The organism is Streptomyces sp. MAI_2237 (genome assembly GCF_054189285.1).
The window spans coordinates 3,298,343-3,322,053 of record NZ_JAJPGQ010000003.1 but is presented as its reverse complement, the minus strand read 5'-3'; the positions used below and the strand labels follow the sequence as shown (position 1 = coordinate 3,322,053).

At 72.1% G+C, this 23,711-nt stretch carries 27 protein-coding genes; 6 read left to right on the top strand and 21 right to left on the bottom strand.

All coding sequences use genetic code 11. The features are described from left to right. Positions 1–79 precede the first annotated feature (79 nt). Both LN251_RS25620 and LN251_RS25615 read left to right on the top strand, forming a co-directional pair. On the top strand, positions 80–901 hold the full coding sequence (locus LN251_RS25620) for a class I SAM-dependent methyltransferase (protein ID WP_458246446.1): 822 nt from the start codon (positions 80–82) through the stop codon (positions 899–901). Positions 902–943: 42 nt separating this feature from the next. Further along, positions 944–1,114, top strand: a complete 171-nt coding sequence (locus LN251_RS25615) for a hypothetical protein (RefSeq protein ID WP_058922132.1) — start codon at positions 944–946, stop codon at positions 1,112–1,114. Positions 1,115–1,143: 29 nt separating this feature from the next. Here the strand turns inward: LN251_RS25615 and LN251_RS25610 are convergent, their stop codons facing one another. The 13 genes from LN251_RS25610 to LN251_RS25550 are packed head-to-tail and all read right to left on the bottom strand — an operon-like array spanning position 1,144 to position 10,977. Further along, on the bottom strand, positions 1,144–1,428 hold the full coding sequence (locus LN251_RS25610; protein ID WP_058922133.1) for a gas vesicle protein K: 285 nt from the start codon (positions 1,426–1,428) through the stop codon (positions 1,144–1,146). Continuing rightward, the gene (locus tag LN251_RS25605) at positions 1,425–1,613 is read right to left on the bottom strand and encodes a gas vesicle protein (protein ID WP_458246445.1); all 189 of its coding nucleotides are present in this window, start codon (positions 1,611–1,613) and stop codon (positions 1,425–1,427) included. Before LN251_RS25605 ends, LN251_RS25610 begins: the two co-directional genes overlap by 4 nt. Continuing rightward, on the bottom strand, positions 1,610–2,380 hold the full coding sequence (locus LN251_RS25600; RefSeq protein ID WP_458246444.1) for a GvpL/GvpF family gas vesicle protein: 771 nt from the start codon (positions 2,378–2,380) through the stop codon (positions 1,610–1,612). Before LN251_RS25600 ends, LN251_RS25605 begins: the two co-directional genes overlap by 4 nt. After that, the gene (locus tag LN251_RS25595; protein ID WP_458246443.1) at positions 2,377–2,727 is read right to left on the bottom strand and encodes a gas vesicle protein; all 351 of its coding nucleotides are present in this window, start codon (positions 2,725–2,727) and stop codon (positions 2,377–2,379) included. The genes LN251_RS25600 and LN251_RS25595 overlap by 4 nt, the downstream gene beginning before the upstream one ends. Then, complete coding sequence (locus tag LN251_RS25590; protein WP_458246442.1) at positions 2,724–3,875, bottom strand: SRPBCC family protein; 1,152 nt, start codon at positions 3,873–3,875, stop codon at positions 2,724–2,726. Before LN251_RS25590 ends, LN251_RS25595 begins: the two co-directional genes overlap by 4 nt. Next, the gene (locus LN251_RS25585; RefSeq protein WP_458246441.1) at positions 3,875–4,594 is read right to left on the bottom strand and encodes a DNA primase; all 720 of its coding nucleotides are present in this window, start codon (positions 4,592–4,594) and stop codon (positions 3,875–3,877) included. Before LN251_RS25585 ends, LN251_RS25590 begins: the two co-directional genes overlap by 1 nt. Next, entirely contained in the window at positions 4,591–4,854 is a 264-nt protein-coding gene (locus LN251_RS25580; protein WP_058922139.1) for a gas vesicle protein GvpG, read from the bottom strand. Before LN251_RS25580 ends, LN251_RS25585 begins: the two co-directional genes overlap by 4 nt. 4 nt (positions 4,855–4,858) lie before the next feature. Continuing rightward, positions 4,859–5,629, bottom strand: a complete 771-nt coding sequence (locus LN251_RS25575; protein ID WP_458246440.1) for a GvpL/GvpF family gas vesicle protein — start codon at positions 5,627–5,629, stop codon at positions 4,859–4,861. After that, positions 5,626–6,060, bottom strand: coding sequence for a gas vesicle structural protein GvpA (locus LN251_RS25570; RefSeq protein ID WP_458246439.1), 435 nt, complete (start codon positions 6,058–6,060; stop codon positions 5,626–5,628). Before LN251_RS25570 ends, LN251_RS25575 begins: the two co-directional genes overlap by 4 nt. 52 nt (positions 6,061–6,112) lie before the next feature. Continuing rightward, the gene (locus LN251_RS25565; RefSeq protein ID WP_458246438.1) at positions 6,113–6,469 is read right to left on the bottom strand and encodes a gas vesicle protein GvpO; all 357 of its coding nucleotides are present in this window, start codon (positions 6,467–6,469) and stop codon (positions 6,113–6,115) included. A 46-nt stretch (positions 6,470–6,515) separates the two neighbouring features. Next, positions 6,516–7,445: a non-homologous end-joining DNA ligase gene (gene ligD / locus LN251_RS25560; RefSeq protein ID WP_458246437.1), complete on the bottom strand. Its 930-nt coding sequence runs from the start codon at positions 7,443–7,445 to the stop codon at positions 6,516–6,518. Next, on the bottom strand, positions 7,442–9,292 hold the full coding sequence (locus LN251_RS25555; protein WP_458246436.1) for a transketolase: 1,851 nt from the start codon (positions 9,290–9,292) through the stop codon (positions 7,442–7,444). The genes ligD and LN251_RS25555 overlap by 4 nt, the downstream gene beginning before the upstream one ends. Then, positions 9,289–10,977, bottom strand: a complete 1,689-nt coding sequence (locus LN251_RS25550; RefSeq protein ID WP_458246435.1) for an FAD-dependent oxidoreductase — start codon at positions 10,975–10,977, stop codon at positions 9,289–9,291. Before LN251_RS25550 ends, LN251_RS25555 begins: the two co-directional genes overlap by 4 nt. A 146-nt stretch (positions 10,978–11,123) precedes the next feature. Between LN251_RS25550 and LN251_RS25545 the strand changes: the two genes are divergently transcribed. Together LN251_RS25545 and LN251_RS25540 are read left to right on the top strand one after the other, a co-directional pair. Beyond that, positions 11,124–12,083 (top strand): LLM class F420-dependent oxidoreductase, encoded by a 960-nt coding sequence (locus tag LN251_RS25545; RefSeq protein ID WP_458246434.1) that lies wholly within the window; start codon positions 11,124–11,126, stop codon positions 12,081–12,083. A gap of 10 nt (positions 12,084–12,093) precedes the next feature. Beyond that, the gene (locus tag LN251_RS25540; RefSeq protein ID WP_458246433.1) at positions 12,094–13,185 is read left to right on the top strand and encodes an enolase C-terminal domain-like protein; all 1,092 of its coding nucleotides are present in this window, start codon (positions 12,094–12,096) and stop codon (positions 13,183–13,185) included. A gap of 38 nt (positions 13,186–13,223) precedes the next feature. Here the strand turns inward: LN251_RS25540 and LN251_RS25535 are convergent, their stop codons facing one another. Then, entirely contained in the window at positions 13,224–14,243 is a 1,020-nt protein-coding gene (locus tag LN251_RS25535) for an SDR family oxidoreductase (RefSeq protein ID WP_458246796.1), read from the bottom strand. A 24-nt stretch (positions 14,244–14,267) separates the two neighbouring features. Continuing rightward, the gene (locus LN251_RS25530) at positions 14,268–14,786 is read right to left on the bottom strand and encodes a phage holin family protein (protein ID WP_458246432.1); all 519 of its coding nucleotides are present in this window, start codon (positions 14,784–14,786) and stop codon (positions 14,268–14,270) included. A 188-nt stretch (positions 14,787–14,974) separates the two neighbouring features. Here LN251_RS25530 and LN251_RS25525 point away from each other — a divergent pair, with 188 nt between their 5' ends. Beyond that, positions 14,975–15,523 (top strand): hemerythrin domain-containing protein, encoded by a 549-nt coding sequence (locus LN251_RS25525; RefSeq protein ID WP_458246431.1) that lies wholly within the window; start codon positions 14,975–14,977, stop codon positions 15,521–15,523. An 81-nt stretch (positions 15,524–15,604) separates the two neighbouring features. Beyond that, entirely contained in the window at positions 15,605–15,952 is a 348-nt protein-coding gene (locus tag LN251_RS25520; protein WP_362988157.1) for a VOC family protein, read from the top strand. Here LN251_RS25520 and LN251_RS25515 read toward each other — a convergent pair whose 3' ends face one another. From LN251_RS25515 to LN251_RS25490, 6 genes are all read right to left on the bottom strand, one after another. Beyond that, positions 15,953–17,881, bottom strand: a complete 1,929-nt coding sequence (locus LN251_RS25515; RefSeq protein ID WP_458246430.1) for a DUF5107 domain-containing protein — start codon at positions 17,879–17,881, stop codon at positions 15,953–15,955. A gap of 69 nt (positions 17,882–17,950) precedes the next feature. Further along, a complete protein-coding gene (locus LN251_RS25510; RefSeq protein ID WP_458246429.1) occupies positions 17,951–18,496 on the bottom strand; it encodes a GNAT family N-acetyltransferase in 546 nt (181 codons plus the stop codon). A 32-nt stretch (positions 18,497–18,528) separates the two neighbouring features. Next, positions 18,529–19,464 carry a S66 peptidase family protein gene (locus LN251_RS25505; RefSeq protein WP_458246428.1) on the bottom strand — a complete coding sequence of 312 codons (936 nt, stop codon included), beginning with the start codon at positions 19,462–19,464 and terminating at the stop codon, positions 18,529–18,531. Beyond that, entirely contained in the window at positions 19,461–21,413 is a 1,953-nt protein-coding gene (locus tag LN251_RS25500) for a dipeptidyl-peptidase 5 (RefSeq protein WP_458246427.1), read from the bottom strand. The genes LN251_RS25505 and LN251_RS25500 overlap by 4 nt, the downstream gene beginning before the upstream one ends. A gap of 16 nt (positions 21,414–21,429) precedes the next feature. Then, positions 21,430–22,734: a M20/M25/M40 family metallo-hydrolase gene (locus LN251_RS25495; protein WP_458246426.1), complete on the bottom strand. Its 1,305-nt coding sequence runs from the start codon at positions 22,732–22,734 to the stop codon at positions 21,430–21,432. Beyond that, a complete protein-coding gene (locus tag LN251_RS25490) occupies positions 22,727–23,560 on the bottom strand; it encodes a M55 family metallopeptidase (protein ID WP_458246425.1) in 834 nt (277 codons plus the stop codon). The genes LN251_RS25495 and LN251_RS25490 overlap by 8 nt, the downstream gene beginning before the upstream one ends. Positions 23,561–23,711: the final 151 nt, after the last annotated feature.

Sequence of the window (23,711 nt, the reverse complement as noted above, 5' to 3'; positions counted from 1 at the left end):
CAAAACGCGGGTCTCATCATTCGACATGCGGGCGTACGGTGAGACGCACCGACGAAGCGTCGAACAGGGGAGTTCAGCCATGTCGAAGCCGCAGGAGACCGCCGTCTACACGCACGGGCACCACGAGTCGGTGCTGCGTTCGCACGCCTGGCGGACCGCCGCCAACTCCGCGGCCTATCTCCTCGGCTCGCTGAAGCCCCACATGCGGATCCTGGACATCGGCTGCGGCCCGGGCACCATCACCGCAGACCTGGCGGCCCTCGTCCCGGACGGCCACGTCACGGGCGTCGACCACGCGCCCGGGGTCCTGGAGCAGGCCAGGGCGACGGCGGCCGAGCGCGGCCTGACGAACGTCGACTTCGCGGTCGCGGACGTCCACGCCCTGGAGTACCCGGACGACACGTTCTGCGTGGTCCACGCCCATCAGGTGCTCCAGCACGTCGGCGACCCCGTGCAGGCGCTGCGCGAGATGCGGCGGGTCACGAAACCGGGCGGGTTCATCGCCGTCCGCGACTCGGACTACGCCGCCATGACCTGGTATCCGGCCTCTCAAGGGATGGACGACTGGCTGGAGCTGTACCGGCGGGTGGCCCGCGCCAACGGGGGCGAGCCGGACGCCGGCCGCCGGCTGAAGTCCTGGGCACTGCGGGCGGGGCTCACCGACATCACCGCCACTTCCGGCACATGGACCTTCTCCACACAGGCGGAGCGGGCCTGGTGGAGCGGGCTGTGGGCGGACCGGACGATGGCATCGGCGTACGCCGAGCGTGCCACCAAGGGCGGACACGCGACCCCGGAGCAGCTGAGGGCGGTGTCCGACGCCTGGCGGGAGTGGGGGGCGCACGAGGACGGCTGGTTCGCCGTCCTGCACGGAGAGATTCTGTGCCGGAAAGATGCCTGAATCTCCTTTCCCCGGATACCCGGAGAAAAGGAGGTTCATATTATGGTTGCCGTCCTTCTCGTATTGCTCCTGGCGCTGATTCTTTTCGGCGCGGGATTCGCACTGAAGGCCCTCTGGTGGATCGCCCTGGCGGTTCTGGTGGTGTGGCTGCTGGGCTTCCTGGTACGCGGCACCACAGCGGCCGGAGGCAGGGGCCGCTGGTACAGGTGGTAGGCCGAGAGAACTGAGTCACCCAGCGGAAATCAATCGCGCGGCAGCAGCGGTCCCAGCGGCCCGAGGTCCAGGTTCAGGTCCTCGGGCCGCAGTCCGTAGCGTTCGCGCAGCTCGGTCATGCGGTCGTCGAGGAGCATCAGCGTGAGCCCGATCCGCTCCTCCTGCTCCTCGTTCAGGTCGCCCGTGTCGAAGCGGCGCAGCGCCTGGCGTTCCATGAGCTGCCGCAGCAACTCCACGACGGTCAGCACGAGTTTGATGAGATCGCGTTCGACCGTGTCGGGTTCCAGGTCCAGCCGGTTGCGCGGGGCCGTCATAGCAACTCTCCCCAGGGCGAGGGCACTTGCTCGTTCACCGAGCTGATCAGGGCGTTGAGGTCGATGCGGACCAGGTCGACGTCCGCGATGCGCAGGGTGATGTCCCCCTTGATGACGACGCCACCGGCCAGCAGTCGGTCGAGCAGGTCCACCAAGGCGATCTCCCGGCGTTCCACTGAGGTCATGCTTCTTCCCCCGCAAAGGAATAGGCGGCCCACGGCCCGGTGAGTTCCACCCGAATTCCGAGATCGTCCGCCTGGGTTTCGTCCTTCGTCCGGTCCACCAGTTCCACGAATTCCTCGGAATCCTGGCGGGGCACGAGATAGGCGGCGTTCAGCACGTTGCGGCCGGCGACCCCGGACAGTGCGGGATTCTGCGGGGCGTGCATCCGGGAGTCCTCGGCATACGCGGAGAGCGTGGAATGCAGCCGGTTGGCGAACTCCTCCGTGCGCTGCCACATGTCCTCGTTCGCGTGCACCCGCATCCGGCGCTGGCGCAGGTAGTCCCGGCCGGACACCGGCTTCGCCGCGGGGGCGGCCTCGCTCTGCTGCGGCTCGGTCTCGGCGTACACCTTCACGCCCCACTCCACCCGGCCCTGCAGCCGGTCGAGGATGCGCCGGAACTCGTCCTCGCGGTCCTCCAGCATCACGCGGACGCCGCTGTCGTCGCGGAAGACGGTGGCCATCCGCAGGGGCAGCGGGGTGGTGACGACGGTGAGCGCGTCGATCACGCTCTGGTGGGCTCGCGCCGTCTCGGTCAGCCAGTCCAGATCCTCCAGACGGCGGCGGAGCGGCTCCTCAGCGAAGTCCCGCTCCGGCACGTGGCTCACCACGGCGATCAGACCGTGGTGGGTCAGCATTCTGGGCGGATCGCCGGCCACGCCCTTCAGCTGGGCCTGCAAGGGAGTGCCGAAAGGACGGCAGACGGCGTAGACGTAGCGCAGTCCGCTCATGACCTGTCCTCCTCCTCACGCTCCCGTTCCGCGAGTGCCTCCTCCAGGGGCTGCAGCCGCTCCAGCCGCTCGCGCAGCTCGGCGTTCTCGCGGGCCAGTTCGTTGCGGCGGGCACGGGAGGACAGCGCGGGGTCGTCCTCCCACCAGTCGATGCCCATCTCCTTCGCTTTGTCCACCGAGGCGACGATCAGCCGCAGCTTGATGGTGAGGAGCTCGATGTCGAGAAGGTTGATGCGAATGTCACCGGCGATCACAATGCCCTTGTCGAGCACGCGTTCCAGGATGTCGGCAAGGTTGGCGCCCGAACCCTGACCGTAGGGTTCGGGCATCCGGCTGGCCATGGTCATCGACGGCCCCGACTATCGGCGTACTCGGGCTCGGGCTCTTCCTCGGTCTCTTCCTCTTCCTCGTCCTCGTACTCGCCCTCGGGCTCCTCGGCCTCTTCCTCGGCCTCGGGCTCCTCGTCGTACTCCTCGCCCTCTTCCTCTTCGTCGTACTCGCCCTCGGGCTCCTCCTCGCCCTCCTCGCCCTCTTCGCCTTCTTCTTCGCCCTCGTAGGCGTCCTCGCCCTCGTCCGAGCCCTCCTCGGAGCTCTGCTGCGATTCCTCCTCCTCTTCGGCGATCGCGTCCTCGTGGCTGCGGACGACCTCGCCGTCGCGGATCTCGCCGCGCCAGCTGTCCTCGGCCTCGCCCTTGAGGGTGATGAAGCGGACGAAGTTCTTGAGGTCGAGCCGGGCACGGCGGCCCTGGGCGCGCCAGATGTTGCCGGTCTTCTCGAACAGGCCCGTGGGGTAGTACTCGATGACCAGCAGGACCCGGGTGAGGTTGTCGTCGAGCCGGTGGAAGGAGACGACGCCCTTGGTGGTGCCCTTGGCGCCCTCGGAGGACCAGGCGATCCGGTCGTCCGGGATCTGCTCGGTGGTCTTCGCCTTCCAGCTCCGGTTGGACCAGAAGATCTTCATCTGCCAGTCGCTCTGGGTGTCGTCGGAGCGGCCCGCGCTCTTGACGCCCTTGGCGAAGGTGCTGAAGTCCTGGTACTGCGTCCACTGGTCGTAGGCGGTGCGCCGGTCCACGCCGACGTCGACGGACTCGATGATCACCGTCGGCTTCTTGCCGGCCCCCTTCTTGCGCTTGCCCTTGCCGCCCCCACCGAGGTTCTTGAAGGCTTCCACGACGTTCTCCTTGGCGCGTGAGGCGCCGACCTCCAGGGCGGAGCGCAGCGGCCCCTTGCCCTCGGCCAGCTTGCGGCCGCCGTCCAGGGCGAGCTTGGCGAAGCCGGGGCTGTTGCCCTCGGCTATGTCGTTGAGCTTCCCCGTGGTCTCGCCCAGCTTGCGGCCGACGCCCGTCAGCAGGCGCGTGGCCTGCGCGGCGAGGTACTCCTGCACCTCGCCCTTGAGGCGGTCGGCGGCCTCGCTGTGGGCCAGATCCGTCAGCGGGGACGCCTTGTCGGTCGCTCCGCGCGCGGCCGAGGTGGCCGATCCGACTGTCTCGGTCATCACTCACCGCCTCCCTTCGGCCGACGGGAGCGGGCTCCGCGGGTGCCGCCGCCGGCCGCGGCCGTCTTCTTGGCGGCCTTCTTCGCCGGGGCCTGTCCGCCCGAGGTCCGCTTGGCCGCCGTCTTCTTGGCCGGGGCCTTCTTCGCGGCCGTCTTCTTGGCCGGGGCCTTCTTGGCCGCCTTCTTGGCGGTCCGCCTCACCGGGGCCCGGTCCTCGTCGGAGTCCGAGGACTCCTCTTCCTCCGCCTCCGGTTCCTCGTCGTCGTGCTCGTCGCGAGGTTCCTCCTCGCCCTCCTCGGGTTCCTCCTCGTGCTCCTCTCGGGGCTCCTCCTCCTCAGTGTCCTCCCGCCCGGCGTCCTCGTCCTCCTCGTCGGAGTCGAGACCGCCGGTCGCCTTGCCGGCCACGCCCGACAGCTGGTCGCGGACCTGGGCGGTACGGCCGTGCAGACGGTCGGCGAGGGCGCTCATCTGCCGCTCCACCATCGCGCCCGAGGCCGCCTTGCCGACGCCGCGCATGTCCTCGCGCAGCTGGTCGCCGATCTCCTTGAACTGCGGGTTGTTCTGCAGTTGCTGGGAGAGGACGTCCGCCAGCATGCGCGGGCTCAGATGCAGCCGCTTGCCGGCCACGAGCCCGCCGAGCGCGAACGCCATTTTCATTTTCTTGGTACGTCCGAGGACGTATCCGGCCCCTACCGCGAGGCCCAGTCCCACTCGGTTCATCGTGCCGTCCCGTTGCCTGTGGCCCCGCCTCTGCGCAGGCCGGTCTCCAGCCGGTCCAGGAGTTCGTCCTCCTGTCGGTCGAACTCCTCCTCGTCGATCTCGCCGGCCTCCAACTGCTCTTCCAGACGGGCGAGTTCGGCCCTGACCGTCGACGGGTCGTAGTAGATCCGCTCCGCCTCCTGCAGGACCTGCCCGATCACCCAGCCGCTTCCGCGCACCGGGGCGAAGGGCAGCAGGACCAACTCCTTGATCAATCCCACGTGCTCACTCCTGGGCGATGCCCGGACCTGCCGCGGAGCTCGCGTGCTCGGCGGGGCCCGGTTCCACGAAGCTGTACGGGGGCAGCGGCCCGTTGACGCGCAGCTCGATGTGGGGATGGCTGTTGCGGATCCGGTCCACCGCCGCCAGGAACTCGTCGGCGGAGTCGCGGTCCACCAGGAAGGAGACGTTGAGCAGCCAGCCGCTGGACTCGGGGCCGGCCGCCACGTCGGCGGCGAGGGGTTCGAGGGCCTGCTGGACCTCGGCCGCGTCCTCGGCCTCGCGGGCCTTGACCGCGGAGACCACCATCTCGCCGAGCCTGAGCCGGTCGTCGTAACTGCCGCCGCCCGCCTGCCGGTTGGCCTCGGTCATGGCGCGGATGTCCGGGTTGCCGGACATCACCAGGTGCAGTACGGCCTCTTCCTGGTGGGTGGCCTTGACGTTGTACTCGACCTTGCCCTCCAGGGCGCCCAGCCGCTCCTTGTAGTGGTCGGCGCGCTCGGTGAGGACACCGGTGACGGTGTCGTCGTCCGGTGCGACGCTGCCGAAGCGCATGGGCAGCACCACCCCGGCGGCGCCCGCCTCCGCGAGTACCGCCTGATGGGCGAGCAGGTCCTTGCGCTTGGGCCGCAGCCCCTCGGGCGCGTCGCTCACGACGGCCGCCAGCTCCCCGGCCTGCAGGACCCGAACCTGGCGCGGCGGATCACCGACGCCCACCAGGTCCTCCGGGAGCGCCGGGTGCGAACTCGCGGTGATGCCGTAGACGTACGTGCTCACTCCTGCTCCTCCTTCCTGCGCGAGGTCGTGGCCTTGCGGGTGCGCGGCCGGGACTCGGTCTCCTTCTCGCGCCCCTCGTCACGCGCCTGCTTGAAAGCGCCGGAGACGGTCTCGGCGGCTCCGGAGAGCGCACCCTTGGACTTGCCGCGCGCACCGGACTCGGTCATCTCACCGACCAGGTCGGGCAGGCCGGGGTCCTTGTGCGGGCCGGACTCCAGATCGAGCCGGTTGCACGCCTCGGCGAAGCGCAGGTAGGTGTCGACGCTGGCCACGACGACACGGACGTCGATCTTCAGGATCTCGATGCCGACCAGGGAGACCCGAACGAACGCATCGATGACCAGACCCCTGTCGAGGACGAGTTCCAGAACGTCGTAGAGGCCGCTGGAACCGCCCCCGCCGCCGGTCTGCTGTGCCGGGACAACGGTCATGCCGACCGCGCCTCCTTTTCTGTGGTCTCGGAAATGTGAGCGGGACGGTGGCCTAGCGGCCGCCGGACCTGTGTGCGTCGGCCCGCCCGCGCTCGTAACGTCGGACACGTCGGTATCCGGTCAGTTGACCGTCCTGGTCGAGGTCGACCTGATAGCTCGCCATCAGGCTCATCGTGTCCGGCACCCGCGCCAGCTCCAGGACCTCGACCTCGAGACACCAGCCGTCGTCCGTCTGCTCGAACGACGAGACGCTCTCGGGGGTCATGCCCGTCAGCTCCGCGAGCTGGGTGCGCGCGTTGCGCAGCACCTCCATCGGGTTGGACCGCTTTCTCGCCCCGCCAGTCCCTTTGTCCGAATTCTGCGATTCCTGTGAATTCTGGGATTCTTGTGAGTTTCTTGTGTCAGACATGGCCACCTCTTGTTTGCGGGTGGCCGCAATATCAGCCGCCAAACCTTCACGCACCGCGCAAGGCGTCGAGCCTGCGCCGGGCGGGTCCGAGCGCGCGCGCCTTGCTGAGGAGGCCGGCCCAGGGGTCGCCGCGGACCTGTTCGACCGCGTCGGCGATGGTCCAGCGACGCGCGTGCAGGCCCGGGTCGTCCAGCTGGGACCAGTCCATGGGGGTGGCCACGGGCGCCCCGGGCAGGGCACGCACGGTGAGGGGGGCGACCGCCGTCTGCGCGTAGGCGTTGCGGCCCACGTCGAGGTAGAGCCGCTCGCCGCGGTCCTTCTTGCGAGCGGCGGTGGTGAGCCGGTCGGGGTGGGCCTCGGCGAGGGTGTCGGCCACTTCCCGGGCGAACGCGCGGACCTCGTCGAAGTCGTTCTGGCCGTCGACCGGCACCACCACGTGCAGGCCGCGCGATCCCGTCGTCATCAGTGCGGAGGGCAGCTTCAGCTCGTCGAGGAGCTCGCCCAGCCACCGGGCCGCCTCCCGCACCGCCGCGAAGTCGTCACCCGCCGGGTCCAGGTCGAACACCATCCGGTCGGGCCGGTCCACCCGCCCCACCCGGGACAGCCAGCGGTGCAGGGTGACGGCGGCCTGGTCGGCCAGGTACACCAGGGTGGCCGTGTCGCCGCACACGGTGTGGCAGACCGTGCCGCCCTCCTTGGCCAGCTCGACGCGGGTGATCCAGTCCGGGTAGTTCTCGGGGGTGTTCTTCTGCATGAAGCGCGGGCCGTCGATGCCGTCCGGGTGCCGTTCCAGCATCAGCGGACGCCCGCGCAGGTGCGGCAGCATCAGCGAGGCGGCCGACCGGTAGTAGTCGACCAGGTCGCCCTTGGTGTACTCCTTCGCGTCGCCGCTTCCGGGGAAGAGCACCTTGTCCGCCCGGTGGACCCGCACCGTCCGGCGCCCGGCCCGCACGGTCCGTGCACCGTCGGCGCTCACGACACGACCGCCTCCTCCACCAGCAACCTCCCGGCCGCCGCGATCGACTCGGCGTCGATACCGGCCGCGTGCAACTGCTCGTCCGGCGAGGCGGAGCCCGGCATGTCGCGCACGGCGAGCCGCACCAGCCGCGGTACGGGCCGGCCGTCGAGGAACGCGTCCAGGACGGCGTCGCCGAGACCGCCCTCCTCGTGGTGGTCCTCCACGGTGACCAGGCAGCCGGTCTCCTCCGCGGCCCGGCGCAGCGTGAGCCGGTCGACGGGCTTGACCGAGTACAGGTCGACGACCCGGACCCGGATACCCTCCCGCTCCAGCGCGTCGGCGGCGGCGAGCGCCTCGTGCACGGTGACACCGGCCGCGACGAGGGTCAGCCGGTCGTCGGCGGAGGACCGCAGCACCTTGCTGCCGCCGATCGGGAACTCCTCGTCGGGGCCGTAGATCACCGGGCTCTCGCCGCGGGAGGTGCGCAGGTAGCGGATGCCCTCGCAGCCCGCCATCTCGGCGACCAGCCGGGCGGTCTGGTTGGCGTCGCACGGGTACAGCACGGTGGAGCCGTGCACGGCCCGCATCATCGCCAGGTCCTCCAGACCCATCTGGGAGGGCCCGTCCTGGCCGATGGCGACCCCGGCGTGCGAGCCGACGAGGTTGATGCCGGCGCCGCTGATCGACGCCATCCGCACGAAGTCGTAGGCACGGGTCAGGAAGGCCGCGAACGTGCAGGCGTACGGCACCCAGCCGCGGGCGGCGAGACCGACGGCGGCGGCGACCATCTCCTGCTCGGCGATGTAGCACTCGAAGTAGCGCTCGGCGTGCTCCTTGGCGAAGGCCTCCGTGCGCGTGGAGTCGCCGACCTCGCCGTCGAGGGCCACGACGTCGCCGCGGCCGCTGCCGAGCGCGGCCAGCGCCTCCCCGAACGCGTTGCGGGTGGCGACCTCCTCGCCGCCCTTGTCCCAGCGGGGCAGCTCGTAGTGGCCGGTGCGCACGGCGTGCAGCATCCGGGCCGCGGGCGGTTCCTTCACCTGGACGCGGATGTCGCGGGGGCCGCCGAGCTCGGCGATGGCCTCGTCCGCGTCGGGCAGCGGCTTGCCGTGCAGGCCCTCGCGGTCCTGGACGGCCTGGACGCCCTTGCCCTTGAGGGTGCGGGCGAGGATGACGGTGGGCTGGCCGGCGGTCGAGGCCGCCTCGCCGTAGGCGCGGTCGATGGCGTCCACGTCGTGCCCGTCGACCTCGATGGTGTGCCAGCCGAACGCCTGGAAGCGGCGGGCGTAGGCGTCGAGGTCGTGCCCGTGCCGGGTGGGTCCGCGCTGGCCCAGCCGGTTCACGTCGACGACGGCGGTGAGGTTGTCGAGGTGCTCGTACGCCGCGTGCTCGGCGGCCTCCCACACGGATCCCTCGGCCAGTTCGCTGTCCCCGCACAGCACCCACACGCGGTAGCCGGTGCGCTCCAGGCGCTTGCCGGACAGCGCGATGCCGACGCCGACGGGGAGCCCCTGGCCGAGCGATCCGGTGGCCGTCTCGACCCAGGGCAGCCGGCGCGGGGTCGGATGCCCTTCGAGCCGGCTGCCGAGCTTGCGGAAGCTCAGCAGTTCCTCGTCGTCGACGGCGCCGACCGCCTTGTAGGCGGAGTACAGCAGCGGCGAGGCGTGCCCCTTGGACAGCACGAAGCGGTCGTTGCCGGGGTGGGCGGGGCGGTCGAAGTCGTAGCGGAGGTGGCGGGCGATCAGGACGGCCATCAGGTCCGCGGCGGACATCGAGGACGTCGGGTGCCCGGACCCCGCGGCAGCCGCGGCGCGCACGCTGTCGACCCTCAACTGCTGGGCGAGCTCGGTGAGTTCGGTGGTGTTCATGCGTCTCCTTCTGTGGAAATGTCGGAGCGGCGGTCGGGTCCGGGAGTCTGCGCGCCCTCACCGTCACGCGCCTTCCCGTCCGAGTCGCCACCGGCCGGTCGGCCGGGCTGATTCTTCGCGGCCTCACCGCCGGGCTGATTCTTCGCGGCCTCGCCGCCCGGCTGGTTCTTCGCGGGCTCTCCACCCGGCTGGTTCTTCGCGGGCTCTCCACCCGGCTGGCTCTTCGCGGCCTCTCCACCCGGCCGGCTCTTCGCGGGCTCGCCGCCCGGCCGGCTCTTGGCGGGCTCGGGCTGTTCCGTCGTCCCGGTCCGCCCTGAGGTGTCCGCCGCGGTGGCCGCGCCGGGGCCCGAGCGGGCCTCGGTCTCCGGTCGGCCCTCCGGCCGGCCCGCCACCCGCGCCAGCTCCGGGGAGGCGGTGTCGAGGGGCACCGACCAGGAGCGGACGAGGCCCAGCTGGACGGCCTGGCGCGGCAGTACGGCGTCCAGGAGCCAGTCGGCGGCGACCCGGACGCGGTTGCCGGGCATCGCGGCGAGGTGGTAGCCCCGGGTGACCGCGCCCGCGACGGGGCCGGACAGCGGGACGCCGAGCGGATTGGCGGCGGCCTTGACCCCGCCCAGGTCGACGACGAACCCCAGGTCCCGGTGGCTGTAGGCCCGCCGCTCCCCGTGGCCCAGCGACGCGGCGACGTTGCGGCCCGCGACCTTGCCCTGCCGCCAGGCGTGCTGTGCCGTCATCGGGGTGTACTGGCCGGGCTTCTCCAGATCCGGCACGGCCGCCGCGTCCCCGGCGGCGAACAGCTCGGGCCGGCCCGGCACCTGCAGGTGCGGATCGACGAGCAGGCGGCCGCGTTCCATGGGCAGCCCCATGGACTCGGCGAGCGGATCGGGCCGTACGCCGACGCACCACACCAGCGAGCGGGTGGGCACGAACTCGCCGTCGGTGAGCAGCACCCCCTCGTGCGTGGCCTCCTTCACGGAGGTGCCCATGCGCACGTCGACGCCCCGCTCGCGCAGCACGGTGTCGGCGGTGCGCGAGAGGTGTTCGTCGAGTTCGGGCAGCACCCGTTTCGCGATGTCGAGCAGCAGCCAGCGTGGCCGCATGCCCCGGCGCAGCGGATGCTTGCGGACCTGCGCGTCGGTGAACAGCTTCCCCTGCGCGGCGACCTCGGTGCCGGTGTACCCGGCGCCGACCACCACGAAGGTGCAGCGCGCGGCGCAGGTCTTCGGGTCGTCCGCGGCGGCCGCCAGCTCCACCTGCCGGGTCACGTGGTCGCGCAGGTACAGCGCCTCGGGCAGCCCGCGGAAGCCGTGCGCGTGCTCGGCGACGCCCGGGATGGGCAGCAGCTTGTTGACGCTGCCTGCCGCGAGCACCAGCCGGTCGTAGGCGAGGGTCCCGCCGTCGCCCTCCGGCCCGGTGAAGTGCACGGTGCGCCCGTCGAGGTCGATCGCGTCGGCCTCGCCGAGGACCAGCCGGACGTGCGGCAGGGTGCCGGAGAGGGAGACGGTGACCCGGCGCGGCTCCAGGATGCCGGCGGCGACCTGGGGCAGCAGGGGCAGGTACAGGAAGTAGTCGGTCGGATTCAGCAGGGTGACCTCGGCCCTGTGCCGCATCAGACGGGACAGGGTGCGGGCCGTCTGGTACCCGGCGAAGCCGGCTCCGACGATCAGGATGCGGGGTCGAGCCACGGTTCGCCTCCGGCGCTGTCGTGGGCGTCGTACGGAGACTTCCGCGTCCCCCTGGTCAGGGCCGCCAAACGTGCGCCGGTTTCCGTCGCGGCCCCCGGGTACCCGGACCCGGACCACAACCGCCGACGTCGCGGAGGCACTCCCCCATGCCCGAGTACGGCTATTTCCTCTCGTGCGAGCAGTACGGTCCCGCGGAGCTGATCGAGCAGGCGCGGATGGCCGAGCAGGCCGGTTTCCAGTCGTTGTGGATCTCGGACCACTACCACCCGTGGAACGACGAGCAGGGCCAGAGCCCCTTCGTGTGGTCGGTGATCGGCGCGCTGTCCGAGGCCGTATCGCTGCCGGTGGAGACGGCGGTGACCTGTCCGACCGTGCGGATGCACCCGGCGGTGGTGGCGCAGGCCGCGGCGACCAGCGCGGTGATGACGAACGGCGCCTTCCGGCTCGGTCTCGGCTCCGGTGAGGCGCTCAACGAGCACATCCTCGGCGACCACTGGCCGCCCGCGCACGTCCGCCTGGAGATGCTGGAGGAGGCCATCCAGATCATGCGCCGGCTGTTCAGCGGCGAGGAGGTCAACCACCGCGGCCCGCACTACACGGTGGAGAACGCCCGGCTGTACACGGTGCCGGAGGAGCCCGTGCCGATCGACATCTCCGGCTTCGGGCCGGCCGCCACCAAGCTGGCGGCACGGGTCGGCGACGGCTACATCACGATGATGCCGGACGCGGCCATGGTGGAGCAGTACCGCAAGGGCGGGGGCGGCGGGAAGCTGGTCAGCGGCGGCACCAAGGTCTGCTACGACACCGACCGGGACGAGGCCGTACGGACCGTGCACCGGCTCTGGGCGAACGAGCAGCTGCCCGGCGAGCTGAGTCAGGTGCTGCCCTCCCCCAGGCACTTCGAGCAGGCGCAGCAGCTGGTCACCGAGGACATGGTGCGCGAGAACCGGGTGTGCGGGGACGACGTCGACGAGCACGTGGCGGAGCTGAAGCAGTTCGCGGACGCCGGTTTCGACCGGGTCTACGTCAACCAGATCGGCCCCGACCTGCGCGGCTTCTTCGACTTCTACCGGACGAAGGTGCTGCCGCAGTTGCAGCAGGCGTGAGGGGGCGGCGATGAAGCTCCAGCGGCCCGTCGTCTCCGTCTACACCGTGCCCACGGACGCCCCCGAGGCCGACGGCACACTGTCCTGGGACTCGACGACGATGGTGATCGCGGAGGTCTCGGCAGCCGACGCGACCGGCACGGGCTGGACGTACGGCCCGCCGGCCGTCGCCGACTTCCTGCGCGGACAGCTGGCCCCGCTGGTCGAGGGCCGCGACGCCCTCGACGTCCCCGCCCTGCACGACGCGATGTGCCGTTCCGTGCGCAACGCGGGCCGGCCGGGTGTCGCGGCGTGCGCGATCTCGGCGCTCGACATCGCCCTGTGGGACCTGAAGGCCCGCCTGCTCGAACTGCCGCTGGCGCGGCTGCTCGGCGTGTGCCGGGAGGAGGTGCCGGTGTACGGCAGCGGCGGTTTCACGACGTACCACGACACGCATCTGGCCGCCCAGCTCAACGGCTGGGTGCACGGGCAGCACATCCCGCGCGTGAAGATCAAGATCGGTGAGAGCTGGGGGCGGGCGGTCCCCCGTGACCTGGCCAGGGTCCGCGCCGCACGTCATGTCATCGGCGAGGACGCGGAGTTGTACGTCGACGCCAACGGCGCCTACACCCGCAAGCAGGCCGTGCGGGTCGGCCGTGCCCTCGCGGAGCACGGGGTCGGCTGGTTCGAGGAACCGGTCTCCTCCGACGACCTCACCGGCCTGCGGCTGGTCCGCGACGCCCTGGTCTGCGACGTCACGGCCGGTGAGTACGGATACGACCTGCCCTACTTCGCCCGCATGATCGCGGCGGGCGCGGTCGACTGCCTGCAGATCGACGCGACGCGCTGCGGCGGCATCACGGAGTTCCTGCGCGCCGCGGCCCTGGCCCAGGCCCATGGCCTGGAGGTCTCCACGCACTGCGCGCCCCACGCGCACGCGGCGGCCGCAGCGTCGCTGCCCAACGTCCGCCACATGGAGTGGTTCCACGACCACGTCCGCATCGAGGACATGTTCTTCGACGGGGCCCTGGACCCCACGGGCGGTTCCGTGCGGCCGCTGGGCGGCGTGGGCCACGGACTGACGCTCCTGGCGGAGGAGGTGGGCCAGTACCGGGTGGGCTAGGACCTGCCGTTCGACAGGCCCTGGCCAAGGTCCCCCGGCTAGCGGCGCACCAGGCGGGTGAGCCTGCGGGCCGCCAGCACGCCGGCGCCGACGGTCAGCACCGCACCCGCCCGGGTCCGGTTGCGCGAGACCCAGTCCTGCGGGCTGCTCCCGTGGGCCTCCCCGTCGAACCGCCCGTGGGCGCCGAAGTCCCGCCCGTGCGGTCCGTCCACGGGTGCCCACAGGTTGGCGGACTCGCCGTGCTGCCCCTTGTCCTGCTGGGACTCGAAGCCGGTCCGTGCCAGGTAGCGGTCCAGTACGCCGGGGGCCACCGCGTTGGCGATCAGGGTGGCCGCCGTGGAGCCACCGACCCAGTACTCGCGGCGCCGGGCGTGCGAGGCGGCGTGGACGATCGCCCGTCCGGCGACCTCGGGCTGGTAGACGGGAGCCACCGGCCGGGCCTGTCCCGGCATCCGGCTGAGCACCCAGTCGAACTGCGGGGTGTTGACGGCCGGGAGCTGCACCATCGTGGTCCGCACCCCGCTGCGGGAGTGCAGCAGCTCGCACCGCAACGACTCGTTGAACCCCTGGATCGCGTGCTTGGCCCCGCAGTACGCCGACTGCAGCGGAATCCCGCGGTACGCCAGCGCGGAGCCGACCTGCACGATCGTGCCGCGGTCGCGCGGCAGCATGTGGCGCAGGGCGGCCCGGGTGCCGAACACGTAACCCAGGTAGGTCACCTCGGTGACCCTCTTGAACTCGTCCGGGGTGATCTCGGTGAACGGCGCGAACACCCCGGCGAAGGCGTTGTTGACCCAGACGTCGATGTGCCCGAACGTGTCGACGACGCGCTGAGCCGCGTCCTCGACGGCCTTGGCGTCCGCCATGTCCACGGGGACGACCAGAGCCTCGCCGCCGGCGCGCTGCACCTCGTCGGCGGCCGCGGCCAGACCCTCGCGTCCCCGGGCCAGCAGGGCGACCCGGTCGCCCCGGGCGGCGAAGGCCACGGCCGTGGCCCGGCCGACGCCTCCACTGGCGCCGGTCACCACGACGGTCCTGGGACTCCCCGGTACCTGCACTCCCCAACGCTTGCGCACCTCGCGTCACCCCCGGTGATGCGGCTGCTCGGGATCCATGTTCTCCTGCGTCGGCGCCGGTATTCCCGGCACGCCGGCCGCCGGCGTCCCGGCCACGGGCGCACCGCTCGCGCCGGCCGCGCCACCGGGTGCCACGGGCGGCACCGGCGGATACGGAGGAGTGGCGCCGTGGGTGCGGTCGCGGTCGGTGGCGGCCGCCATCTGCGCCGCGTGCTCCGAGCCGGGCCGGGAGGCGGAGGGACGGGCAGCGCTGCGCAGGGCGTAGGCGACGACGCCCAGGATCACCGCGGCGATCAGCGCGGCGGCCCAGTCGGGCAGGGCGATCGCCAGCGCGAGGCCCACGGCGAGGGCGAGGGCCGCTCCCGCGTAGAGGGCCACGGCGCCGGACGCCCCGTACAGCATGGCCCTGCGGCGCTGCTTGCGAGTCTGTTCGCGCAGTTCGTCGCGCACGGTCTCGCGCGCCACCTGCGCCAGCTCGTCGACCAGGTGCTTGTCCAGATGCTCCAGATGATCCAAGCCTTCCATGGCCGCCGGGTACCCGTACGCCCCAGCGCATAACGCGGTCCGTCACGGCCGGAAAGCAGCGCGTCAGCCCCGGGGCCCCGGGTACCCACCGGCTCGCACGACCGAGAAAGCGCACGTCGGACTATCGCACGACTTCACACGACTTCACACGACGAAACCCTCACACAACCCATCGCAGGAGTGACGGCATGACGGAGCGCACCGACGTGGTGGAGCTGCTCGAGCAGCAGCACACCGCGATCCGAGAACTGTTCGACGAGGTGGCGAACACCAAGGGCGAGGACCGCAAGCGGCACTTCCACGATCTCGTCCGGCTCCTCGCGGTGCACGAGACCGCGGAGGAGGAGGTCGTCCACCCCTTCGCCCGCAAGCACATCGAGGGCGGTGAGCTGGTCGTCAAGGACCGCATCGAGGAGGAGGAGAAGGCCAAGCAGGCCCTGTCCCGGCTGGACGACATGGATCCGGACTCGCCCGCGTTCCTGGACGGGTTCGCCGCCCTGCGCCAGGACGTCCTCGCGCACGCCGACAACGAGGAGCGGTACGAGTTCGCGCACTTCGCACGGATCGCCGACCGCGGCAGGCTCGAGGCCCTGGCCCGCGCGGTGCGGGCGGCCGAGGCGCTGGCACCGACCCGCCCGCACCCGGGCACCGACACCGCCCTGAAGAACGTGGTGGTGGGACCGATGGCGGCCGTCATCGACCGCACCCGTGACGTCGTACGCAAGGCCATGGGCTGACCCACGCCCGAGGGGCGGCCGGAGCAGGGTGATCACCGGAACGGATCACCTCGTCCGGCCGTCCCAACTAGGCTCGTCCGCATGGACATTCTGGGAGCCACGCTGCGCATCTGCGTCGACGACCTGGAGACCGCGGTCCCCTTCTACGAACGCCTCGCGGGCGGCCACGCCCTCCGCTTCGAACGCGGGGGCGTCCAGGTGGCCGCGGTCGGCTGCTTTCTGCTGATGAGCGGGCCCGAGGCCGAGCTGGAGGTGCTGCGCAAGGTCGCGGCGACCATCGCGGTGAAGGACCTCGACGAGGCCCACCGGGTGCTCACCGAGCTCGGGGCGCGCATCGTCGCCGGTCCGGTGCCGACGCCCGGGGGCCGCAACCTGATCGCGATGCACCCGGACGGCACGGTGTACGAGTACGCGGACCGCAATCCGTAGTCACGCCTCCGGCGGCCGCATGCGGAAGTCGTAGTGCGCCGGGAGGGGTTCGTCGCTCAGCCCCGCCCACAGCCGGCCGATCGTCTCCGCGCCCTCCCGCAGGTCGGCGACCTCGAAGCCGGCACGGAAGATGTCGCGCGCCTCCTCCGGCATCCTCTCCGCGAGCAGCAGCCCGGCCTCGATCAGCCGGAACCTGCCGCGCCGCCGGACGGCGGGCCGGAGCCGGTCCCACACGGCGCGCGCCTGCGCGGGGCGGCCCGCGGCGAGCAGTGCCTCGATCGCCTCGCGGCCCAGCGCGGCCGTGGCCGCCGTCCACGACGCGCCGTCGTCGCGCCGCTCGGCGCACAGGTCGTCGAAGGCCTCCACATACCGGTCGGCGGCCCGCTCCGGGTTGCCGCCGACCTGGTCGGCGACGGCCAGGCAGCGCAGCAACGGCCACAGGGACGGGGCGAGTTGGAGCGCCCGCTCCCAACTGCGCACGGCCTGCGCCCGGTCGCCCGCATGCCACTGGGCGACGCCGAGGTGGTACTCGGTGAGCGGGGTGGCCGGCGCGGTCTCCAGCATGTCCCGCCAGTGCGGGGCGACGAGCGTCTCGCCGGGCGGCCGCACCCGGCGCGGCTCGGGGAGGAACCCGGCACGCAGGAGGTGCAGCCAGGGCTTCTGGGCGTCGCCGAGGGTGCTCTCGTCGAAGGGCGTGCCGGGCAACTTCAGGTCGGCGCGCAGTACTTCGAGGGCGCCCCAGCCGGAGCCGGTGGCGAGGGTCCCGTCCGGTTCCGTGTCGGCGCACGCCTTCCAGGCGGCGTACGCGGCGTCGACTTCAGCGCGCGGGAGGGCCGCTTCGAGGCGGGCCTCCACCTCGTCGGCGGCCGACGGGGAGTGCAGCGGACCGTACGCCTCCAGCCAGGACACCTCACTCTCCGCGTCCAGCCGTACGTGCTCCAGCTGGGTGCGGGCGAGGCCGGCCTGGATCTCCAGGTAGCCGTGGGTGCCCGGTTCGGTGAGCCACTGCTGCCAGCGGCGCCCGCCGGGCCCCTTGCCCCAGATGAAGAGCTTTCGGCCGCGCAGCGCGTCGGTGGAGGTCTGCACCAGCCCGTGCCCGTCGGCGTCGAGCGCGGCGATCCAGCGGCGTCGGTCCTCGGGAACGTCGTAGAACCAGTCGGCGGCGTGCGGGTGGTGCTCGATCTCCGCGTGCGAGGGCGCGGGCACCCTCCGCAGCCGGTGCTCGTACCCGAAGTGCCAGGCCTCTTCGGCGGGTACGAGGACCCGGCGCGTCTCGGGGACGGCGACGTTGGACCACCAGTACGTCGGTACCTGCCGCCGGTGGGGGTTGCGGACGCGGACGCCGACGTAGAGGAAGTCGGAGCCGTCCGGCAGCCAGAGGTCGACCTGGAAGGGCAGGTCGCGCAAGCGTTCCCACTCCCACAGCCGGAGCATCTCGCCGCCGTCGGGGGCGGCGACGCGGGCCGCGTGGAGGGGTGAGCAGGCAAGCGTCGTGTGGCCGGTGGCGCCGATGTTCCATTCGATGCCGCCGGAGAACCAGGCGCCGTTGAGGGCGAAGGCGGCCGGCTGGAACACGGGGTTGCGGTACAGCAGTTCGCGGCCGGTCGGCTTGTGCAGGAGGGAGGCGACCCGGCCGCCGAGCCCCGGCAGGACGGTGACGCGCAGCCGGTCGTTCTCGATCACGAGGGCGTCGATCCCGCGGGGCTCGCGCGAGCGCCCGTATCCGTCCCTCGTCCGCACCGGCAGCAGGCTGCGCAGGGGCTCGTAGCCCGCCTGGCGTGCCATGTCACGCGGCAGTTCGTCGCGCTCGCGGTCCTCGATGCGGTGCACCTCGTGCGGGAGCCGCAGTGGGGGCAGCGGATTGTCCGGCCCCAGCTCCGCCGCCGGCATGGTCAGTACCTCACGTCGGATCGTCGTCACGATCACCATGGAAGCCGCTGACCGGTGATCCGGCCAGGGGACCTACCGGTCAGGATTGCGCAAAGGCGGCCTCGCGGGTCATCCCGTCATCTCGACGGTGATGGCCCAGCGTTCGTGGTCGCGCCACGCCCCGTCGATGAAGAGCATGTTCGGGGAGAAGCCCTCCAGGCGGAAGCCGCAGGAGCGGGCCAGGGCGATCGAGGCGGTGTTGCCCGGCTGCACGTTGATCTCCAGGCGGTGCAGGCGCATCGGCCCGAAGGCGTGGCCCACCACCAGCCCCAGTCCCTCGCGCATCAGTCCGCGGCCGGCGGCGTGCGCGAAGGCGCCGTAACCGAGCGCGCCGCACTGGAAGCCGCCCTCGACGATGTTGTTGATGTTGATGAACCCGGCGATGGCGCCGTCGTCCTTCTCGCACACGAGGAATCCGGCCTTGGTCGGGTCCTCGATCAGCCGGCCGGCGTAGGCGGTGTACGCGTTCGCGGTGTCCGGCGGGAACAGCCACGGGTGGTGCAGGTCCTTGCTCTCCCGGGCCCGCGCGGTGAACTCGGCACCGTCTGCGTAGGTGAAGTGGCGTATCCCGACCCGGGGTCCCTCGGCGAGATGGCGGGAAGCGGTGTGCGGCATCCCGCCACCCTACGTCGCGCGCCCGCTCTTGGTCAGCGCAGCGCGGGCTCGTCCAGGGTCAGCGTGCCCGCGTCGGCGTCGAATGCGGCGGACACCCCGAAGGGGATGGTCAGGGCGCCCGCACAGTGGCCGAACCCGAAGTCCTCGGCGATCGGGACGCCGAGCCCGCCGAGCCGGTCGACGAGCAGCGCACGCACCTTCTCGTACGGCTCGCACTGCTCCCACGACCCGAGCAGCACCCCTCGCACCCCCTCCAGCCAGCCCGCGCGCCCGAGCTGGGTGAGATAGCGGTCCAGGCGGTACGTCTCCTCGCCGACGTCCTCCAGGCACAGCAGTCCGCCGCGGGCACCGGGTCGGACGTGCGGGCTGCCCTGCTCGGCGGCGAGCAGACACAGACAGCCGCCGAGCGTGACGCCCCGCGCGCGCCCGGGGACGAGGGCGCGGCCCTGGGAGGTGATCGTGCGGACGGTCTCCGGCGCGAAGAGGCTTGACCTGAGGTGTTCCTGCGCGCGGGCGTTCTTGACGAAGTCGACGCCGGCCGCCATCGGCCCGTGCAGCGTGACCAGGCCGAGGCGTGCGGCGAACGCCTCGTGCAGCACGGTGACGTCACTGAAGCCGACGAACACCTTCGGCCCGGCCGCCCGCATCGCCTCCCAGTCGAGGAGGTCGACCATGCGCTGCGCGCCGTAACCGCCCCGCGCGCACAGCACGGCGTCCACCGAGGGGTCGCACCAGGCGGCCTGCAGATCGGCGGCGCGGTCGGCGTCCGTCCCCGCGAGGTAGGTCAACTCGCCGTGCCGGTCGAGCACATGGGGCGCGACGACCGGCTCGAGGTCCCAGCCGCGCAGCACGTCGAGGCCGGCCTGGAGCCGTTCCTCGGGCACCGGCCCGCTGGGGGCGACGACGGCGACGCGGGCGCCGGGGGCGAGCCGGGCCGGCCGCAGGAGTTCTCGTACCGCTTCGCTCACTCGGACAGCTCCAGGGTCGGGACGCCTCGCGGATCGATGCCGAACACCTGCGCGTACAGGGACAGTTCGGCCTCCATACAGCGGATCATGGTGTCGGCGCGCCGGAACCCGTGCCCCTCCCCCTCGAAGGCGAGGTAGGCGTGCGGCACCCGCCGGCGCCGGATCCGCTCCAGGAACCGCTCGCACTGCGCGGGCGGGCAGATCACGTCGTCCAGGCCCTGGAGCAGCAGGAACGGCGCGGTGACACGGTCGGCGTGCTCGGTGGGCGAGCGTTCCGCGTACCGGCCGGGCACCTCGGCGAGCGGTCCGACCAGCGACTCCAGGTACCGCGACTCGAAGTCGTGGGTCTCCCCCTCGGCCCAGGCGGCGAGGTCGAGAACGGGGTAGAGGATCGTGCCGCAGGCGTAGACGTCGGTCTGGGTGAGCGAGGCGGCCGTGGTCCAGCCGCCGGCGCTGCCGCCGCGGACGGCGAGCCGGTCGCGGTCGGCGGTGCCCTCGTCGGCGAGGGCGAGGGCGACGGCCGCGCAGTCCTCGACGTCGACGACGCCCCACTGCTCGCGCAGCCGCTCCCGGTACTCGCGGCCGTACCCGGTCGAACCGCCGTAGTTCACCTCGGCGACCCCGATGCCGCGAGAGGTGAAGTAGGCGATGGACAGGTCCAGGACGAGCGGCGATCTGCTGGTGGGCCCGCCGTGCGCCCAGACGACGAAGGGCGGCAGCTCGTCGCCGGGAGGGACACAACCGGGGTTGTGGGGCGGGTAGATGTGGGCGTGGACGTCGCGTCCCGCGGGCCCGGTGAAGGTGCGGATCTGCGGCTCGGGGTAGTGGGCGGGGTCCACGGCGTCCTGATGCTCGGCGCCGACCACCCGGGCCCGTCCGGTCCTGGTGTCCAGCTCCACCACCTCGTACGCGCTGCGCGGGCTCGCGCCGACCGAGACGACCCGCTCGCCGTGCACGGCCAGCGTGGGCGCGAACTCGGTCCAGGGGCCGGCCGCGTCGACGATCTCCCCGGTCTCCGGGTCGAGGACGCCGAGGGCGGTGGCGCCGCGTCCGTGCACCACCGCGACGAGCCCGCTCGTCAGCGGGGCGAACCAGCGGTGGCCGAGTTTCCACAGCGGCCCGGCGAACTCCTCCTCGCGGGGGCACAGGGGCGTGCCGTCGCGGTAGAGGTTCCACCAGCCGGTGCGGTCGCTGGCGTACAGCAGGGACCCGTCGGCCGCCCAGTCGGCCTGCGCGATCGACTCCCGCGGCCCGCCGGCGACGGTCCGCGGCCGGCCGAGCCGGCCGTCGTCACCGATCTCGGCGACGACCAGCTCGGTGCCGTCCCAGGGCATCCGCGGGTGGTCCCAGACCAGCCAGGCGGCGCTGCGTCCGTCGGGCGAGATCCGCGGGCCGGTGACGAACCGGTGTGCGTCGTCGGTGAGTTCGCGCACCGCGTCGCGGTCCTGGGCGGCCGAGCCGTCCAGCGGTACGGCGGCCAGGACGCGGCGTACGTCGGTGGGGCCGTCGCCGGTGAACTCCTCCAGGACACACCACACTTCGCCTCGATCGAGCCGCACCTGCGGCTCCGCCCAGCGCAGTCCGCCGCCGACGGGTGACAGCGGCGTCAACGGCATCGGCTCGCCGCCTGGTTCGTACCGGTAGAGGCGCTGGTCGGGGAAGTTCACGAAGACCACGACCGGGCGGCCGTTCAGCAGCAGCCCGGCCCAGGGGTGCCCGCCGTACTCGATGACGCGGCTGCGCACGTTCCACGGTGCGGGCAGCACCGGCTCCTCGCGGCCGTCGGCCCGTCTGCGCACGAGAGTGCGCCGGCCGCCCTCCTCGGGCCGGGGCTCGGTCCACCAGGCCTCGTCACCGACGAAGCCGACGTACTCGGGGTGCCCGTCGTGCACGGCGGCGAGCGCCGCGTCGATGGGTGAGGGCCAGGAACCGTACGGCAGGGTGTGCACGTCTCTCCCAACTCGCCTAGGCCGTGCGCAGGAACCGGTCGAGTACCCGGACGCCGAAGTGCAGTGCCTCCACCGGCACCCGCTCGTCGACGCCGTGGAACATGGCCTGGTAGTCGTACCCCTCCGGCAGCTTCAGCGGGGTGAATCCGTAGCCGGTGATGCCGAGGCGGGAGAACTGCTTGGCGTCCGTGCCGCCCGACATGCAGTACGGCACCACATGGCCCTCGGGCGCGAACTCCTCGACGGCGGCGCGCATCCGGGCGTAGGTCGGCGAGTCCAGGGGTGCCTGCAGGGCGACCTCGCGGTGGTGGTACTCCCAGTCGACGTCCGGCCCGGTGAGCCGGTCGAGGGTGGCGCGGAACTCGTCCTCGCCGCCGGGCAGATACCGACCGTCGACGTACGCGACGGCCTCGCCCGGGATCACGTTGACCTTGTAACCGGCTTCCAGCATGGTCGGGTTGGCGCTGTTGCGGACGGTCGCCTCGACGAGCTTCGCGGCCGGGCCGAGCTTGCGCAGCAGGGCGTCCACGTCGTCGAGGCCGCCGTCGACGCCGTACAGCGCGGCGAGTTCGGTCAGGGCCGCCCGCACCGTCGGGGTCGGCCGCAGCGGCCACTCGTGCTCGCCGATGCGGGTGACGGCGGCGGCGAGGCGGGTGACCGCGTTCTCCCCGTTCACCTTGGAGCCGTGCCCGGCACGCCCGCGCGCGGTGAGCTTCAGCCAGCCGGTGCCGCGCTCGCCGGCGGCGATCGGATAGAGCTGCCGGCCGCTGCCGTCGTGGAAGGTGAACGCCCCCGACTCGCTGACGCCCTCGGTGCACCCCTCGAAGAGGCCGGGGTGCTCGTCGGCGAGGAACCCGGAGCCGTCGCGGGCGCTGTCCTCCTCGTCCGCGGTGAAGGCGACGACGACGTCCCGGCGGGGCCGGACGCCCTCGCGCGCCCACTGCCGCACCACGGCGAGGATCATCGCGTCCATGTTCTTCATGTCGACCGCGCCGCGCCCCCACACGACGCCGTCGCGGATCTCCCCGGAGAAGGGGTGCACGCTCCAGTCCTCGGCCCGGGCCGGGACGACGTCCAGGTGACCGTGGAGCAGCAGCGCGTCGGCGGACGGTTCGCTGCCCGCGATACGGGCGACGACGTTCGTCCGCCCCTCGGTGCGCTCCAGCAGGACGGGCTCGAGGCCCGCCCCGGCCAGCTGTTCGGCCGCGTACTCGGCGGCGGGCCGCTCCCGGCAGTCGCCGCCGCCCCGGTTGGTGGTGTCGATCCGGATCAGGTCGGAGGTGAACCGGACCACCTCGTCCAGTGCCTGCTGGTCAGCCATACTGCTCCTCCACCGCGGCCGAGACGATCGTGGTGACCGCCTTGAAGGTACGGATGCCCTCGTACATGGTGCCGCTGGTGTACGCCACCTTGCGCTCGCCGATCCCGTCCACGCCGGGCACGACGGTGGCGGCCATGGCGAGGTGCTCGGCGTCGAACTCCAGGGCGATGGTGAACGGCCCTGCCCGCAGCGGTTCGTGACAAACCGCCAGCTCTGCCGCCGCCTCGGCCGCGGCCCGGATGTCGGCGGCGGTCCTCGTCGGTGTGCGGCACACGGCCGCGTACCGCGAGACATGGTCCTTGACGGCGACCTTGAGTGCCTCCGGCGCGTACCCGAGGGCGTCCTCGCAGGCCACGTCGTCGCCGGTGACGAGGACGACGGGCACGCCGTACTCGGCGACGACGTGCGCGTTCAGCAGGCCCTCGCTGGCCCTGACGTCGTTCAGCCACACCCCGGTGATGGAGTTGGCGAGGTAGGTGTGGGCGAGGACGCCCTCCATGCCGGCGCCGGCGTGGTAGCCGACGAACGCGATCCCGTCCACGTCGCCGTGCTGCACGCCCTCCACCATGGACAGCGACTTGTGCCGTCCGGTGAGCATCTGCGTCCGCTCGTCGAGCCGTTCCAGGAGGAGGTTGCGCATGGTCCAGTGGGCCTCGTTGACGACGACCTCGTCCGCCCCGCCGTCGAAGAACCCCAGCACGGCCGCGTTCACGTCCGAGGTGAACATCGAGCGGCACCGCTCCCACTGCGGTGTCCCGGGCAGCACGTCGGCCGGCCACGTGACGCCCGTGGCACCTTCCATGTCGGCGCTGATCAGGATCTTCATGATGCGCCACGTTACGCGCCGGGACGGGTCCGGTTCCAGGACTCGCTGCTTCGGAGGAGCCCGGGTTGCGGCGGCGGGCGCGGCGGCGTCGGATGGGAGTCCGTCGATGCCGAAGGCGAGGGCCCATGACGAAGCACGATCCCGCGGCGGA

Excerpts from the sequence above, each read along its gene's own strand:
- LN251_RS25540 (WP_458246433.1), top strand. The coding sequence starts at position 12,094 with ATGAAGCTCCAGCGGCCCGTCGTCTCCGTCTACACCGTGCCCACGGAC.
- LN251_RS25590 (WP_458246442.1), bottom strand. The coding sequence starts at position 3,875 with ATGACCGAGACAGTCGGATCGGCCACCTCGGCCGCGCGCGGAGCGACC.
- LN251_RS25555 (WP_458246436.1), bottom strand. The coding sequence starts at position 9,292 with ATGAACACCACCGAACTCACCGAGCTCGCCCAGCAGTTGAGGGTCGAC.
- LN251_RS25595 (WP_458246443.1), bottom strand. The coding sequence starts at position 2,727 with ATGACCATGGCCAGCCGGATGCCCGAACCCTACGGTCAGGGTTCGGGC.
- LN251_RS25610 (WP_058922133.1), bottom strand. The coding sequence starts at position 1,428 with ATGACGGCCCCGCGCAACCGGCTGGACCTGGAACCCGACACGGTCGAA.
- LN251_RS25525 (WP_458246431.1), top strand. The coding sequence starts at position 14,975 with ATGACGGAGCGCACCGACGTGGTGGAGCTGCTCGAGCAGCAGCACACC.
- LN251_RS25490 (WP_458246425.1), bottom strand. The coding sequence starts at position 23,560 with ATGAAGATCCTGATCAGCGCCGACATGGAAGGTGCCACGGGCGTCACG.
- LN251_RS25615 (WP_058922132.1), top strand. The coding sequence starts at position 944 with ATGGTTGCCGTCCTTCTCGTATTGCTCCTGGCGCTGATTCTTTTCGGC.
- LN251_RS25510 (WP_458246429.1), bottom strand. The coding sequence starts at position 18,496 with ATGCCGCACACCGCTTCCCGCCATCTCGCCGAGGGACCCCGGGTCGGG.
- LN251_RS25520 (WP_362988157.1), top strand. The coding sequence starts at position 15,605 with ATGGACATTCTGGGAGCCACGCTGCGCATCTGCGTCGACGACCTGGAG.
- LN251_RS25530 (WP_458246432.1), bottom strand. The coding sequence starts at position 14,786 with ATGGAAGGCTTGGATCATCTGGAGCATCTGGACAAGCACCTGGTCGAC.
- LN251_RS25605 (WP_458246445.1), bottom strand. The coding sequence starts at position 1,613 with ATGACCTCAGTGGAACGCCGGGAGATCGCCTTGGTGGACCTGCTCGAC.
- LN251_RS25495 (WP_458246426.1), bottom strand. The coding sequence starts at position 22,734 with ATGGCTGACCAGCAGGCACTGGACGAGGTGGTCCGGTTCACCTCCGAC.
- LN251_RS25545 (WP_458246434.1), top strand. The coding sequence starts at position 11,124 with ATGCCCGAGTACGGCTATTTCCTCTCGTGCGAGCAGTACGGTCCCGCG.
- LN251_RS25600 (WP_458246444.1), bottom strand. The coding sequence starts at position 2,380 with ATGAGCGGACTGCGCTACGTCTACGCCGTCTGCCGTCCTTTCGGCACT.
- LN251_RS25585 (WP_458246441.1), bottom strand. The coding sequence starts at position 4,594 with ATGAACCGAGTGGGACTGGGCCTCGCGGTAGGGGCCGGATACGTCCTC.
- LN251_RS25620 (WP_458246446.1), top strand. The coding sequence starts at position 80 with ATGTCGAAGCCGCAGGAGACCGCCGTCTACACGCACGGGCACCACGAG.
- LN251_RS25570 (WP_458246439.1), bottom strand. The coding sequence starts at position 6,060 with ATGACCGTTGTCCCGGCACAGCAGACCGGCGGCGGGGGCGGTTCCAGC.
- LN251_RS25515 (WP_458246430.1), bottom strand. The coding sequence starts at position 17,881 with ATGGTGATCGTGACGACGATCCGACGTGAGGTACTGACCATGCCGGCG.
- LN251_RS25565 (WP_458246438.1), bottom strand. The coding sequence starts at position 6,469 with ATGTCTGACACAAGAAACTCACAAGAATCCCAGAATTCACAGGAATCG.